Source organism: Pantoea sp. X-Soil-OKNW-556 (genome assembly GCF_059730695.1).
Map to the genome: position 1 here is coordinate 1,941,653 of NZ_AP035990.1, position 14,372 is coordinate 1,956,024.

Annotated in this window: 14 protein-coding genes; all 14 read left to right on the forward strand. The window is 46.2% G+C overall.

Annotation, left to right across the window (positions count from 1 at the left end; all coding sequences use genetic code 11):
- The 14 genes from AC6I8T_RS09015 to AC6I8T_RS09080 all read left to right on the forward strand — a co-directional run bounded on the left by AC6I8T_RS09015 (nucleotide 1) and on the right by AC6I8T_RS09080 (nucleotide 14,344).
- Complete coding sequence (locus tag AC6I8T_RS09015; RefSeq protein ID WP_497833720.1) at nucleotides 1-549, forward strand: 3-hydroxyacyl-ACP dehydratase FabZ family protein; 549 nt, start codon at nucleotides 1-3, stop codon at nucleotides 547-549.
- A 19-nt stretch (nucleotides 550-568) separates the two neighbouring features.
- On the forward strand, nucleotides 569-853 hold the full coding sequence (locus AC6I8T_RS09020; protein ID WP_208725349.1) for a phosphopantetheine-binding protein: 285 nt from the start codon (nucleotides 569-571) through the stop codon (nucleotides 851-853).
- Between the two features lie 30 nt (nucleotides 854-883).
- Nucleotides 884-2,059, forward strand: coding sequence for an aminomethyl transferase family protein (locus tag AC6I8T_RS09025; protein ID WP_208725350.1), 1,176 nt, complete (start codon nucleotides 884-886; stop codon nucleotides 2,057-2,059).
- 10 nt (nucleotides 2,060-2,069) lie between these two features.
- Nucleotides 2,070-4,589, forward strand: a complete 2,520-nt coding sequence (locus AC6I8T_RS09030; RefSeq protein ID WP_497834285.1) for a beta-ketoacyl synthase N-terminal-like domain-containing protein — start codon at nucleotides 2,070-2,072, stop codon at nucleotides 4,587-4,589.
- 4 nt (nucleotides 4,590-4,593) lie between these two features.
- Nucleotides 4,594-5,811, forward strand: coding sequence for a beta-ketoacyl synthase N-terminal-like domain-containing protein (locus AC6I8T_RS09035; protein ID WP_497834286.1), 1,218 nt, complete (start codon nucleotides 4,594-4,596; stop codon nucleotides 5,809-5,811).
- Between the two features lie 18 nt (nucleotides 5,812-5,829).
- Complete coding sequence (locus tag AC6I8T_RS09040) at nucleotides 5,830-6,810, forward strand: ATP-binding protein (protein WP_208725351.1); 981 nt, start codon at nucleotides 5,830-5,832, stop codon at nucleotides 6,808-6,810.
- 22 nt (nucleotides 6,811-6,832) lie between these two features.
- On the forward strand, nucleotides 6,833-7,540 hold the full coding sequence (locus tag AC6I8T_RS09045; protein ID WP_497834287.1) for an ABC transporter ATP-binding protein: 708 nt from the start codon (nucleotides 6,833-6,835) through the stop codon (nucleotides 7,538-7,540).
- Complete coding sequence (locus AC6I8T_RS09050; protein WP_208725352.1) at nucleotides 7,524-8,177, forward strand: hypothetical protein; 654 nt, start codon at nucleotides 7,524-7,526, stop codon at nucleotides 8,175-8,177. The genes AC6I8T_RS09045 and AC6I8T_RS09050 overlap by 17 nt, the downstream gene beginning before the upstream one ends.
- Nucleotides 8,178-9,497 (forward strand): ABC transporter permease, encoded by a 1,320-nt coding sequence (locus tag AC6I8T_RS09055; RefSeq protein ID WP_497833721.1) that lies wholly within the window; start codon nucleotides 8,178-8,180, stop codon nucleotides 9,495-9,497.
- Between the two features lie 4 nt (nucleotides 9,498-9,501).
- A complete protein-coding gene (locus AC6I8T_RS09060) occupies nucleotides 9,502-10,266 on the forward strand; it encodes an outer membrane lipoprotein-sorting protein (RefSeq protein WP_497833722.1) in 765 nt (254 codons plus the stop codon).
- Nucleotides 10,266-11,633 (forward strand): hypothetical protein, encoded by a 1,368-nt coding sequence (locus AC6I8T_RS09065; protein ID WP_497833723.1) that lies wholly within the window; start codon nucleotides 10,266-10,268, stop codon nucleotides 11,631-11,633. Before AC6I8T_RS09060 ends, AC6I8T_RS09065 begins: the two co-directional genes overlap by 1 nt.
- Nucleotides 11,634-11,642: 9 nt before the next feature.
- Nucleotides 11,643-12,575 (forward strand): ACP S-malonyltransferase, encoded by a 933-nt coding sequence (locus AC6I8T_RS09070; RefSeq protein WP_497833724.1) that lies wholly within the window; start codon nucleotides 11,643-11,645, stop codon nucleotides 12,573-12,575.
- Complete coding sequence (locus AC6I8T_RS09075; protein WP_497833725.1) at nucleotides 12,572-13,567, forward strand: YcdU family protein; 996 nt, start codon at nucleotides 12,572-12,574, stop codon at nucleotides 13,565-13,567. The genes AC6I8T_RS09070 and AC6I8T_RS09075 overlap by 4 nt, the downstream gene beginning before the upstream one ends.
- Before the next feature lie 156 nt (nucleotides 13,568-13,723).
- Complete coding sequence (locus tag AC6I8T_RS09080; protein ID WP_208725358.1) at nucleotides 13,724-14,344, forward strand: helix-turn-helix transcriptional regulator; 621 nt, start codon at nucleotides 13,724-13,726, stop codon at nucleotides 14,342-14,344.
- Nucleotides 14,345-14,372 lie beyond the last annotated feature (28 nt).

Consider the following 14,372-nt stretch of genomic DNA (forward strand, 5'->3'; position numbering starts at 1 on the left):
ATGTCGAAATATACTATTCCTTCACAGATATTTCTCGAGATGGGTGGCTGGCGTCAGCCACTTATCATGGTCGACAGGATCGATGATTACAAGCATGGTGAAAGTGGTTACATAAAAATAATAAAACATGTGACCTTTAATGAACCTTATATCGCAGGGCACTTCCCGGAAGACCCTATTATGCCAGGGGTACTTATTGCAGAGATATTCGGCCAGGCCAGTGAGTACTTCTCTTTTTTGACCGACATTTGCGATATCTGGCAAGAGAGATATCAGCAAGAAATGAGAACGTTACGGGATATTCATGCAAAAATTACAGACGAAAATTTGCGTTCAATCATCCGGACACGGCGTTGTCAGGTGCGTGGTGTGCTCGCTGCACAAAATTTGAAATTTAAAGATATTGCCCGGCCTGGGGATACGATTGAGGTCAGCAGTAAACTTTCATTTTCAGACAGCAATGGCTTCAGACACTATGCGGTTTCTGCTCATGTTGGCAAGAAACTGATAAGCCAGGGCGTAATTATTAACTATCGGGAAGTAAAATAACTCATTACGGTGAACACAGATGAATACGATGCAAGAAAATATTGAAGAGCGTAAAGCCGTTTTACTTACCATTAAGACCGAGATCATTCAACGTCTGCATATACAGAAAAATGTGGCGCAAATTGATGATGACACCCCTTTATTCGGCAACGGACTAAAACTGGACTCAGTCGACGCTACCGAAATTTTGGTGTTATTGGATAAGAACTTTGGCATTCGACCAGGTGAAGGTGAAGACCCGTCTTATATGCGTAGCATTAACAGTCTGGCTTCATTTGTATTGCAGCAGAACCAGCATCACTAATTTTCTTACTTAATTAATACGGGTTATTTTATGAGCGCTCTTTATAAAATGCATTTGGCGAAGAACGCAGTAATGGGCGTTTACAATGGTAAATCAGTGCCATTGTCTTACACCTCCCAGGTGGAGGCTTATAAAGCAGTACGAGAAAACGCCTTACTGGTAGATTATTCACATATGTCGATTGTGCGTGTCATGGGTGATGATGCATGGTCACTGGTCAACCATCTGGCCTCGGCAGATGTCTCCGTCATACGCGATGAACAGGGTATTTATTCCTTGCTGTTGAATGAAGATGGCACTGTTTGGGGCGACGCTTACATTCTTTGTACTGATGAAGGGTACTATATTCTCTCTGAGTCACTTTCTGTTAACGATATCATTGAACGGCTCAATGTAATTTTAGAATACAGAGTCGATCTGGATATTCAGGACGTGCCAGAAATCACTGCGATGGACACTCAAGAGTGGGGCGCTGTTTTGTTGGAAGGACCCTACGCCTGGGAACTGCTCGCTGAAATCTATGGCTTTGATATTATTGGTTTGCCGTACCACGAATATATGAGCACTGATGATGGCTTAATCACTTTCCGCTGTGGCAGACACGGTGAGTATGGTTATCTGCTGGTCGGTGAGCAACAGCAACTGGTTGGAGTCTGGCAACAATTGCTTGATAAAGGTGACAAGTACCAACTGAAGGCTGCTGGTCTGGACTATCAAGAGCTGGTGCGGATTGAAAATCCTTGTTGGGATGCATCCATTTATCAAAACTATAGCTGCAACCCACTGGAATTACAGATGCAGTGGGCGATTCAATACGATAAAGAAAATTTCATTGGTAAATCGGCTGTTGAAGAATTTTCCCGTAGGGGGGCAGAACGGAAATTAGTGGGTATGGTGCCGCTCGTTGAGGGTGGTGATATCACGGCTGACGATAAGGTGCTGGCCGATGGTGTAGTAGTTGGTGTAATTATAAAAGGGGGTTATTCACCAGCAAGAAAATCTTATATTGCACTGGCTTTGATTGATAGCGATTATGCCTGGTCAGATATTGCCGGCTTTGCTATTCGCACGGCGCATGGTGATATTAATGCCGCTACGCATAATCTCCCTTTCTTATATAACTTCAGTATGTTGGTTAATCCAACCGAACACAGTTTTATCGACACAACCAAGCCCAAGAGCGCGCTGTCAGGCATAAAAGTTTAGTGAATTCATGATGAAGACAAACAGAAAAAGAGTGGTCATCACCGGGATGGGCATATTGTCATCCCTGGCCGATAATATTGCTGATTTCAGGCAGGCATTGCTGAATAAGCAATGTGGCGTTACTGACAGTCTGCGTTTTGCGCAATGGTTTGAAAACGCCCGCGCGGCGGAAATTCTTCATGCCATCGATTATTCCGCGATCCCGGGCGATATCCTGGAAACACAGGATAACGCTTCATTGTGGGCGTGGAAGGTCAGCAAAGATGCATTAACGCAAGCCGGGCTGGTTAATGATCAAACCCACCTGGACAACACCGGATTAGTGATTGGTGTCTCCTCCGCCGGAACCGAGGCGTTTTTACCGCTGTTTGAACAGCGCATGCATGATTTCTCGCTGAAGAAAGCCATTTACTCCGGTGGTTTCTCTTCATGCTGCGCCAGCGTGGCAACGCTGCTTGGCCTGAAAGGGGGCACGGAACTGGTTGCCACCGCTTGCACGGCTAGTCCTAATGCCATTGGTATCGCCTTTGATCTTATTCAAAATGGCAAAAATAAAACCATGTTGGCAGTGGGTACTGAGCCGATTTATCTGCCAACGTTTGCCGGATTTTATGCTCTGAACGTCATGCATCCTGAGTCGTGTTCGCCTTTTTCAGGCCGTTCGGGTATGTCGATCGGAGAGGGCGCGGGAGCCATTGTCCTTGAGGAGTATGAGCACGCGCTGGCCCGAGGGGCCACTATCTACGGTGAAATTCTCTCTTATGCCACCTCTTGCGACGCTTACCACGAAACCGGCCCGGACCCGCGCGCCAGCGGAGCAGTTCAGGTGATGAACAAAGCGTTGCAGAACGCCGGTATCACCGCCGATGAGATCGATTATGTGAACCTGCACGGTACCGGGACCGAAGCCAACGATCGCATCGAAACGCTGGCGATGAAGAAGGTGTTTCCGCGCATTGAGCAACTACCGGTCAGTTCGACCAAATCTTTCCTTGGCCATAATATCGGGGCTGCCGGAATTGTTGAATTGATCGCATGTCTGGTGACGTTGCCACAAGGAAATCTGTTACCGACCCTGAATTTCACTGCACCGCGAGCCAACTGTGATCTGGATTATGTGCCGAACGAATTCAGAGAAAAAGACGTGACGATTTTCATGAAAAACAATTATGCCTTCGGTGGTAATAACTGCTGCATGATTGTCAGTACTCGGGCGGGGACGACGCCGGTGACCTCATATCAGGCGAAACGCGTTGCTATTACAGGCATCGGTGCAGTTTCAGCCATCGGCCATAGCATCAACGAAATTCTTGAGCATTGCTGGACGCAGGAAAAAGCCGTCAAGTTAAGCCCGGTGGCTTTTTATGACGATACGCTGGCCGAAGCCAGAGAGTTATTGGATGTTCTTCACGAAACCGGCCAGTTTACCGCACCGCATAACGAACCCAATTTTAAAACCTTTCAGGTACAAAACCTGGAACCGCGTAAGCATCTTCGCCGCTTCGATGCCCGCAAAGCGACGCGCGCCGCTACTTTCGCGCTCATCGCTCTGACTGAGGCGTTGAATCAGGCACAACGCAAGATCAAACGCGACGGTGAGGCGTTGGGATTGGTGATGGGAATGTCGCGTGGTCCACAGGAGACAACCTACAAGTATTTGCAGAGCCTGAAGCCGGACCCTCGTAAAGTGCGCACGTCTGAGTTCCCTGGATCGTTGATGAATGCGATCACCACCTTCTGTGGCATCTCCGAAGGTATCAAGGGCTATACCACCACGTTGGCCAATGGACAAAACGCCGCGCTGGGTGCCCTGGCGTATGGCTACGAGATGGTCCGTCAGCAGTTGCAGGCACAGGTGCTGGTCGGTGGGGCTGACGAATATTTCCCTTCTATGTCGCTCTATATGGATGCGGTGACTGAGAAAATTCAGATGAAGTCAGAAGCCTGTGAATACCAGGTCTACGGCGATAATCCGCAAGGTTTTGTCCCCGGAGAAGGGGCATGCATGCTGCTATTAGAAGATCTCGATGCGGCTTTGGCACGTCATGTCGGCGTTCAGGCAGAAATCATTGGCTACGGGAAATCTAACGGCAACAGCTATTTTGACCCGCAGCAGACAGATGAAAAGGCCGATGCAATGACTCTGGCTATTCAACGGGCATTTTCTGATGCCGGGGTGTCAGCGGGAGAGATTGACCTGGTTTGCGGTACCTCAAATGGCGCAGCGGAGAGCGTTAAGGTGGAACTCAACGCGATTGAACGCATTTTCCGCCATGATAAACCGCAGGTGCCAGTGGTTAACTACAATGCTTTCTTTGGTTTTGTTGAGTCTTGTGCAGCATTATTGAATCTGGCGGTGATTGTCGACTGTATTAAAAAGCAAGCGGTCCCGGCAATTCCCTATACAGAAACGTTCTGTGATGAGCGTATTAACTTTGTTCGTACCCCGTTGCAGCAAAAGATTGGTTTGGTGCTGCTGGTAGGTGCTAATGAAGGTGGCAACTTCACAGCGTTTATCATTAAGGGATAATATTTTGGATAATTCCACCATTATCTCTGGCTATAGTGCAAGGCTGGCATTTGCGGAGAACAGCAAAGAATTAATTGAGAAGCTCAGGCAGGGAAAATGTGCGGCTAAGACAAATTGGTTCGCGACTCAGCAGGCTGCTATGAGATGTGGAATAAAAGAAAATAAGTCAGTTGCCCGGCTGGCATCGAATCCTCTCAGTCTGACTGAGCAGTTATGTCAATTAATTGAGCAAGCACTGGAACACGCCATGCTCGATACGCATTGTCTGTCAGGGGATAACGTCAGAGTCTATCTGACTGGACTGGGACCGCGGGTTGATGTGATCGATTATAAAACCTTTTATGATCACAACGATATTGAAGACGTGACGCTCAATAAATCCATCACACATTTACATGTGGCTGAGATTTGTCAGGATAAACTGGCGCATGAGATCGCAAAGAAATATCGTCTTAAATTCAGCCCGCCCAATTTGCAGTGTACCAGCAACTCGTCACTGGCGGCGGTGCACCTGGCGATTCAGGCGATTGCGAGTGGCGATATTGACCTGGTAGTGGTAGTGAATAGTTCGCAGATTACGACTCAGGACATCGCTTTTCTTGTCGGTCAGTCGATGCTGGAAAGTGAGGAAGCACAACCTTTTGGGGAAGTCAGCAAAAGTGTGTTATTTGCGGAAGGGCAAAGCGGCATCGTTCTGGAAAGCGTCAGGCACCGGCATGCGCGTGGGCTGACCGGAGGTGTTCGCTTGACGTCTGATTATGCGCAAATCACTTCAGGCAGAGGGAATGACGCCGGGCAACTCAGCGTTAACCTGATGAAAGTCATGAATAAGGTGATGGAACAGGCCGGAATTCGTTACGAACAGTTATGCGCGATTCTGCCGCACGGCAATGGTTCGGAGGGGACGGATAAAGCCGAAGCGCAGGCCCTCGCTACTTTATTGGCGGAACATGCGCTTCCTGTCCTCGCCTATAAAGGACAGATAGGTTATAACCCAACCGGTTCGGGCATTATCGATTTAATTATCGGTCACTATAGCTTATGCAGCGGCGAGTTGATTTCACCAACAGGTAAGTCAGTCATACGCGAAAATATGGTGCAACATGTGTGGCTGAATAAAGGTACGATAAAACATAATAAACATCATCTGCTGAAAACGGGACTGGGTGTCGATGGTTCAATTATCGCGCTGGTGATGTCAATGTGTGATATGGACGCGTAATAAGAGACGGGATGTCGTATGTATTTATCTTCTTTCTCTATGCTGGAACCACAGGACGGTATATATATTTACTATCCTTGCTGGTTAAACGTATGGGAATCTCATCTGTATAAACAGGCGCTGAAATCAACCGGTTCACACGCATGGGGGTTCAGACGCTTTGGTACGCATAAAGATGCCTATATTAGAGAAATGATCAGAACGCCGCCTTACAAAGCTTATATCGATGCTATGGAGCAGGTTTCTGAAGCAGCATTGCAGAAATTAACGGCACGGGAGCGCATGTTATTACTCAAGTCACGCACGGCGTTTATATATGTCGATAGCTGGGGAGAATCGGCCCCCTTTGAGGATATTTCCAGTGCATTACATACAGCAACGATCGATACATTACCAAAGAACTTAGTGAAAAAGTTTTCGGTGACGGACTTCACTTGCAAAATCAGAGGGGAAAAACAGTCTCTGGTACAAGCAATGCAGGTTGCAGAGGATTATCTTAACTGGCAGGTGTTTGATTATGTGGTGATCTGCGCGGCTTATCGGGCAGTACCGGTGCTGGTGTTTTCTGAAGAAGATATTCGCTGCCCAGAAAAGGGAAAAAACAGACGGGAAAGCGGTGTAATGAATTTGTCGGTTGAGCGCGTGGGATGCTTTATTTTTAGTCGTCGGGAAGCAGAGTTGAGCGTTAATTGTGGTGGGTACTCAATTCCTGATGACAACAGAAAACTGATCAGGCAATTGGTTGAAAATCATCAGGATATTAACCTGTTTTCTTTTTCTGGGTTAAGGAAAGGGGCGGCGGAGCAGGAATTATTAAAAAATGGCAACAGCTCGGTTTTTGATGTCATTAATCTTATCGATACCTATGGCGGCAGCGGCTGCCTGTCGCCCGCATTAAGCTGGATATATCTTGAGCAGCAGGCAAGGGAGCACGGAAAAATGCGCACCCTGGTTCCCGATAATTTCGGTGGTTATAACTGGTTTGACACCCGTTACTAATCGACAGCATCAGGGAATGATGATGAAAAATAACATAAGAGCCTTGCCGGCAATACAATTGATTGATGTGTGTAAAAGCTACGGATTTGCTGAAAACAAAGTTGATGCACTAAAAAATGTTAATCTTGAAATCAAAAAAGGGGAGTTCCTGGCGCTTTGTGGGCCTTCCGGTAGCGGCAAGAGCTCGCTATTAAATGTTCTGTCGGGGATTGACCAGCCTGATGCCGGAATAACGCTATTTCTCAATAAATCGCTCAATGAACTGCATGAAAACCAACTCTCTGCGGTCAGAAGCAGGCATTTAGGATTCATCTTTCAATTTTTCAATCTGATTCCGGTGTTAAGTGCATTTGATAATGTCTATTACCCATTAATTCTTAATGGCCATTTCCCCAGGAAAACCGCGCAAGAACTGGCATGGCATTATCTCGATAGCGTAGGCATCCGCGCGTTAGGCGATCGTAAACCGGGGCAACTTTCTGGCGGTCAGCAGCAACGCGTGGCCATTGCCAGAGCATTAGCAAACCAGCCGGATGTGGTGGTAGCCGATGAACCAACCGGAAATCTTGATATGGCAACCGGCGATGCAATTCTTGATCTGTTATTAAGGATTAACCAGGACACGGGCACCACATTTATTATCTCAACGCATTCAACGCAACTTAAAGACCGGGCCAGACGCGTTATAGACATCGAGGATGGGGAGTTAGTCAGTGATTCTATTCGCTAAAGTTATGTCGCTAATTTTTGCCGGCTTATTAGTGGCTCAACCGGGAGGGGCAATAGCTGCGCCTGTGCGCACGGTGGAGAAGGTGATACAACAGGGCCTTCCCGACCAGCCTGATGCATTATTAAAAGTCAGCCGTGCTTTGTTCGATGACTATCAGCAGCATCACGAAGCGGTCGCACTGATTTTTCACTCTTATGCCCTGCTGCGGTTGGCAAATCATTTTGAAGCAGTCAACGATTATGTTAATGCTTCTGAATACGCCAAATTGGGTTTTTTTTATCTCGACGAAGCGGTAGACACACATGAAACAAACTTTCGTCTGCGGTATTTAAGAGCGCGAGTTGATGCGTATCTGCCAGCGAAACTTGGGCGCTGTGTAGTCACATTACAGGATACAGAGATACTACTGCGGCAAGCGAAAGCCTTCGATGCCGCAATTCAGGCGCAAATTAATGTTATGCGTTATCGGGCATTATCCAGTTGCCGCGATCATACACGCGCCAATGCGCTGTTGACCGCTATGCAGAATGGCACCCTGAGTGAGCGAAAGTTATTGGCACTGGGCACTGACAGCACACCGGAGTGGGATGCTCATGAACTGGCTCAGATTTTAATGCCTTTGGTGAAAGGTGAATAAATGAATTTGGCTATAATCTTGACCAGTACGGTTATTTTAATGGTGTTCAGTTTTGTCATATATAGTCTTATTTTCACCCTGCAAGATGCAAAATTCGCGTTCTTAAATCTTTTAAGACATAAAAGGCGGTCATTCTCGACGCTGTTTGCTATCACGTTGGGTGGCGTAGCAATATTTCTTTATGGTGGTTTTATTGATTACGCCTTCTGGATTTTACAACAGCAAACGGTGCGTACAAATATTGGTCATGTTCAGCTCTACGATCGAACATATTTTTCCTCTTCGAACAAAAGCAAAAGTATCATTGAAAATTATCAAGGGTTGAAGGCTGGAATTATGCAGAATGATGAGTTGTCAAAGTATATTGCGACTATTGCCGGTCAACTGGAGTTTTCCGGTGTCGTCTCGCAATATGAACACCAGGCATCCAGTTACTTTTCTGCATTTGGCCTGGAACCTCTCCCTGCCGTAAAACTGGGTTCTTTTGATACATTGATCTCCGGCAGCGATCTTTCACGCATTAAAAATGACGAGATTACGCTGGGCAGTGGTCTGGCAACCTCTCTTCATGCGGGTTACGCAGATTGGGTGGATATGTTAACGGTGAATAGCCACGGTGGGCAAGGGGCATTATCACTTAAGGTACGTGGCGTATTCTCCTCGGGCATTAAAGATTATGATGATGTCGCATTAAAAATACCGCTAACCACAGCACAACGATTAATGGATACGGATGGCGTTAGCAAAATTGTTATTCTCCTGAAAGATGAACGTCACCTTGTCGAGTTCAGTCGTCAGCTGGAAAAATACATTAATGATCATCATTTACCGTTGATTGTTAAAGACTGGAAATCGCTGTCGTTATTTTATCAGCAGGTAGAAGGGTTATTGTCGGCTATTTATTTCTTTATCAAGGTCATTGTTGGCCTGATCGTTATATTTATGATCAGCAATACGATGACTATGAACATTCTCGAAAGAACACGGGAAATTACCACCTTAAGGGCGATGGGACTCAGGCCATTTCATATCACCCGTTTGTTCTTACTGGAAGGAACCTTTATGGGTGGAATCGGGGCAATATTTAGTCTGCTTATCGGGTTTACGTTGGCGGGCATGATTAATCTACAAGGGATTGCCATGCCTCCGTCACCGGGTCAGACGCAAGGCTACAACGCCTTTATTAAAACCGACAATGTCGAGTTGATCTGGATTACGTTGGTGCTGCCAATATTGACGGCATCACTGGCAACGTTATTACCGGCGTTGAGAGCATCACGACTCAATATTGCTGATGCATTTAAATCAGCTCAAGGATGATTGTATGAAAGGTTGTACCGCTTTATCGCTGCTGTTTTTTATATCGACTGCCACATGGGGAGAGTCTGCACAGGATATTATCCGGCTGTCGGATGCTATCCGTTCACCGGATAAACCCTTTCGTTACACGGTGACGGTACTGGAATACCCTTCAGGGAGCTCAGAACCCAGAAATAAGCAGATTCTGGATATATCCATGCGCTTTCTGAAACCTGAGGGTAATCGTCAGGCTGAAGCGCGGTCGCTGGTGCGTTTTATCTTTCCAGCGCGCGATAAAGGCAAAGTGATGCTGTCGGACTGGTATGATCTATGGTTCTACACGCCGGAATTGCGTCGTCCTGTTCCGATCTCCCGACAGCAAAGGTTGTTAGGGCAGATCGCAAATGGCGATGTCATTGTCACTAACTTTGAAGATGCTTATAACGCAAGGCTGCTGGATGAACAGCCTTGCGGTGTTCATATTTGCTACCAATTGGATCTGCAACGTAAGTCATCGCAAGTGACCTGGCCGAAAGTGAAATACCTGGTCGAAAAGGGGAGCTATCGTCCGTATAAAGCCTCTTATTACTCGCTTGATGACAAACTGATGAAAGAGGTGGAGTACCGCGACTATAAACCGTTGCTGGGCAAGGTACGGCCGGCACAAATTGTCGTTACTGATACCCGTCATGGCAACGGTTATTCGGTTATGGAATACAGCGATCTCAGGTACGAATCGTTGCCAGCGTCACAGTTCACCCGTGAGTCTATTCAGCGAGGGGATCTTTGATGTCTTCTCTGCGCTGGTTGGTGCTCCCTCTCGCGATGCTGCCTGGAGAAAGGGTGTCAGCCTGTCTGTCTGACGCTAATATGGCGTTATTCGGTCAGATGTCTGCGGTGCGCAAAAGACCCGCGAGCTGGCAGATTGGCGGGAACGATCCCTGGCGCACTGATAATGGTTATACCGACCTGGTGGTGAAATACAGCAATCGCTGTTTATTCGTGGATGAGCAAATAAGGCTGAATGTCGCACTGTATGGGCTGACTTATTATCCAGTCAGGGATGGCGGGGTCTTTGAGCAAGATGATCAACGGGCGAGATTACTGTTTGACCGATTAAGCCTGACCTATAACCTGTCTGATACCGTCAGGCTGGAGGCGGGAAAAATAAGTAACAAAAGCGGCTTATTTTACCTTAAATCTCCAGCGAATCTGTTAAGTAATTACGGTGGTGGATTTAAATCGACACGAATATACCATCCGGCATTGAATCAGGTCTGGGCGGAATCATCCTGGGGATTTGAGCTGTCTGAGACGAACGAAAATAATTCGCTGTCACTTACCATCGCGCCAAAATTGGCGCAGGCGGGTAAAACGTATGAGTCTTCTGCTAACTGGTCAGCAACCCAACGTTCAAACAGCCGCGATCGTTATTTGTTGACCTATACCGATTACCGTTTTGCTGATCATACATCGTCGGCCAGCCTGATGTTCGGTGATGCAAACACGATTGCATTGGCAAACAGTTATAATTTATCTCAACAACTCACCTTCAATAGCGAACTGGCTTTGCACAGTAAACAGCGATGGCGACATCTGGATGAGGCAAAGGCTGAGCAGTTACAAAATTATGTTTTTCCAGATGCACTTTATCACACCAGAGAAAAGCAAGGTTGGGAGCTGGCGCTGGGAGTCCAATATACCACGGAGCGTTTTGACCACTTTGGCATTGGCTATTATTTTCAGAGCGAAGGCTATTCGGCACGGCAATGGAAAAAACAGACCGATGTGATCAATTTTCTTAGTCAGAAAACGCCCTATCCTTCACTGGAGAGGGCATTTGACGCCTATAAATATTTAATGGCTTCCGAGATCTATAACGCCAGCAGTAACGGTAACCTCCTGGGGAAACATTATATCAACAGCTATGCCACTATTCTTCTTAATGAGCAAGATCGTCTACAGCCCTGGTCGGCCATTAACCTGATGGATAAGAGTTCGATGACAGGAATAACTTATATCAGACAGCTTAAGTCATTAAATAACCAGATGGAGGTTTACACCGGGGTTTATATAATGGCTGGAAAAAACAATAGCGAATTCGGTCTGTTTGGCGAGACACTCGCAACGTATATCGGTTTTAATTATACATTTTAAGGTCTTATTATGGATGATAAACACGCGCCTGCTGTCGCGCTTATGTTTTCGGGGCAGGGCAATCCGGTTATCGGGATGGGGGCTGATTTATGGCATATCAATCAGCAAGCACGGCAGATTTGGGATTGTGCGAGCGATATTTCGCAGATGGATATTCGTCGTCTTTGCTTAAAAGGTCCAATGAATAAATTGGTGCAAACACCTTGCCAGCAAGTGGCGGTCACGGCGATAAATGTAACGCTGTATACTCTGTTGCTTGATAAACTCAATGTCGAGACAACAGTGGGTTGCTGCGGTCATAGTGTCGGCGAATACAGTGCGTTATATGCCGCGAAGGCTGTTTCCCTGGCGGACTTGTTTAAAATAATCCATTTCCGATCACAGTTGATGCACGAATTAAGCAAAGAAAATAGTGGGACGATGTATGTCGTGAAGGGTATCGATTATCACACAATGACTGAACTGATTGCGCGTTCGGATATTGAGTTGGATGTCAGTTGCGACAACAGTCCCCATCAACAGGTTATTGGCGGGACATCCGCTGCGCTCACGGCATTTGTCCCGCTATTGGCCCGGCATGGCTTTGATGCTTTCAAACCCGGCGTGAGTGGAGCCTGGCATACCCGTTTAATGGCGCAAGGGGTAAAGCAAATGCGCAATTTTTTAGCGACGGTGGAGATTAAACGCCCAGATTTCGACATGTTGATGAATGTGACGGGTTGTGCGGAATACGCACCGGAGAAGATTAAACACAATCTGGCGCTGCATTTAACCCATACCGTAAAGTGGACCGATTCGATGGCGCGCTTATTAAGCCATCCATTAACACCGGTGCTGATTGAGGTCAGTAACAAGGCCTACCTCGGCCATATGCTGAAGGATTTTCCTGGTTTTACATCGGAAATGACGCAACATTGTCGAACCATTACTGGTGCCTTATGATTCCAGATTATCAGAAATTTATCTCTTTTCAGGATAAGAGAGTTATTCCATTTTTCTTCGCTGTGATTCTGGTCGTTGTGGGTTTTTACTGGAAGAATAATGATTATCAATTAACGCAGCACAATGTTTGGCCGGTCAGCGCATTATTGGCTATCGTGCTGTTTAATTTCATTTATGACCTCAAGGCTTTTTGGGCGTATAGCTGTGTTATTGGTCGTGTCGATGTAAATGTTTTCTCTGAGAAGCCTTGTGGTAAGTTGCTGAATGTTGTCTCCCGTCCCGTAATCATCAGTACGCTTATGCTATGGATGTTCTGGATTATTGCAACTGGCTGGCTGTCATTGCCTGCAACGATGTATTCGGTTCTTTGTTTTTATATTACTTCATCTTGCATTGTTTACCTGGTATTCAGATGGCTCAGACCAGTGTATATTCGTCAGGTGCTGACTTCTGCTGCACCAGGTGTGAAATACCGACACCTTTATCAGTATGTTAGTGTCTGTCTCTTCACTGTCACGTTACTGAATGTCATCTCAGTTAGCCCTTTAGCACAGCAGGAAGGCTTTTCCTTGCGGGAGGGTTTCTTGTCCATAAGACTGATGGTGGCTATGCTGATTCTTTGTACTATTGTCCTGGCGATAAATTTAGCATTCGCTCGTATATCCAAAAGATATGTATTTTTGGGGCGTATCTTCTTAAAAGAAATCGACTTCTTCTTTTCAAAATCGGTTCCGTTCAGTCGTTTATCCTCGTGGCCATTAATCATCAGGATTATTATAGTGTTGTTCATTCTGGCGGTATGGATTGTTGCGGTAAGCACAGCACTTAGCCTGTTGCAGTGGCAAATCCGTTTTGAGTGGTACTTTTTGTTCTGTTTTCTACCTTGTATGGGTTATTGCTTTTTGCATACCTGGTGGCAATACCATCATGAGTTTATGATGGCTTGTGATATGTACTTTCGCTATGAAGCGTTTAACAAACGTAATCTTTGATCCTGATCAGCAGAAGTAGGTAATTCTATCTGCGAAATCTTTAAAAAGGTAAATAAAAATATTCTGAGAGGAATCTTATTTCTCAACAGTCACCACTCTGCGTAATTTACCCCGGTGAACAGGAGCGGCGGTAACACAAGGATGAGGTGAGCCTTTTTGGAACATAGGATCGTTGACGCGCTGAGCTGCATGGGATGTCGGCTTGGTTGTCGTGTGCATCACGACGAAACATTTAAAGTAGAGTTTTGTACGGATAAAAAGTTAGTACTTTGGCCTGAAGGTAATGATTATTTAAAACTGGCATTACATGAGTTAGTTTTTAAAAGTAATGGCTGTGAGCTGAGTGAGGACACTCTGATTGTTGATTTCTCACTGAGACATCTCGGTTTATTCATTAATGATGAGTGGCTAACGGTTTTCTCTGCGTGTGGCATGGAAATTGTTCTGATCCCTGACAGAAGAATGATGGCGATTGCGCATTATTGGTGGCGGAAATCAGCCAGTATCAAAGCTGTTATTCCTACCGATGCGGGGTTGGATTGTTTTATGGCCGATTTGAAAAACAGGCTCTGTGGCAGCAGGACTAAGCGGATTAAAGCTCCGGCAGCAACTGAACGAGAAATGCATGTGTTAAAGATGATATACAACGGCAGTACTGTGAACGAAATAGCCACCTTACTGGGTTGTAGCGTGAAAAGTGTTTATATCCATAAATCGACGTTAAAGAAAAAAATGGGTAGTGACATTATCTTTCATATGCTGCCGCAGCAGCACTAGTGTCAACCTTACGGGCATAAAAAATCCG

Excerpts from the sequence above, each read along its gene's own strand:
- AC6I8T_RS09015 (WP_497833720.1), top strand. The coding sequence starts at position 1 with ATGTCGAAATATACTATTCCTTCACAGATATTTCTCGAGATGGGTGGC.
- AC6I8T_RS09020 (WP_208725349.1), top strand. The coding sequence starts at position 569 with ATGAATACGATGCAAGAAAATATTGAAGAGCGTAAAGCCGTTTTACTT.
- AC6I8T_RS09025 (WP_208725350.1), top strand. The coding sequence starts at position 884 with ATGAGCGCTCTTTATAAAATGCATTTGGCGAAGAACGCAGTAATGGGC.
- AC6I8T_RS09030 (WP_497834285.1), top strand. The coding sequence starts at position 2,070 with ATGAAGACAAACAGAAAAAGAGTGGTCATCACCGGGATGGGCATATTG.
- AC6I8T_RS09040 (WP_208725351.1), top strand. The coding sequence starts at position 5,830 with ATGTATTTATCTTCTTTCTCTATGCTGGAACCACAGGACGGTATATAT.
- AC6I8T_RS09045 (WP_497834287.1), top strand. The coding sequence starts at position 6,833 with ATGAAAAATAACATAAGAGCCTTGCCGGCAATACAATTGATTGATGTG.
- AC6I8T_RS09055 (WP_497833721.1), top strand. The coding sequence starts at position 8,178 with ATGAATTTGGCTATAATCTTGACCAGTACGGTTATTTTAATGGTGTTC.
- AC6I8T_RS09060 (WP_497833722.1), top strand. The coding sequence starts at position 9,502 with ATGAAAGGTTGTACCGCTTTATCGCTGCTGTTTTTTATATCGACTGCC.
- AC6I8T_RS09065 (WP_497833723.1), top strand. The coding sequence starts at position 10,266 with ATGTCTTCTCTGCGCTGGTTGGTGCTCCCTCTCGCGATGCTGCCTGGA.
- AC6I8T_RS09070 (WP_497833724.1), top strand. The coding sequence starts at position 11,643 with ATGGATGATAAACACGCGCCTGCTGTCGCGCTTATGTTTTCGGGGCAG.
- AC6I8T_RS09075 (WP_497833725.1), top strand. The coding sequence starts at position 12,572 with ATGATTCCAGATTATCAGAAATTTATCTCTTTTCAGGATAAGAGAGTT.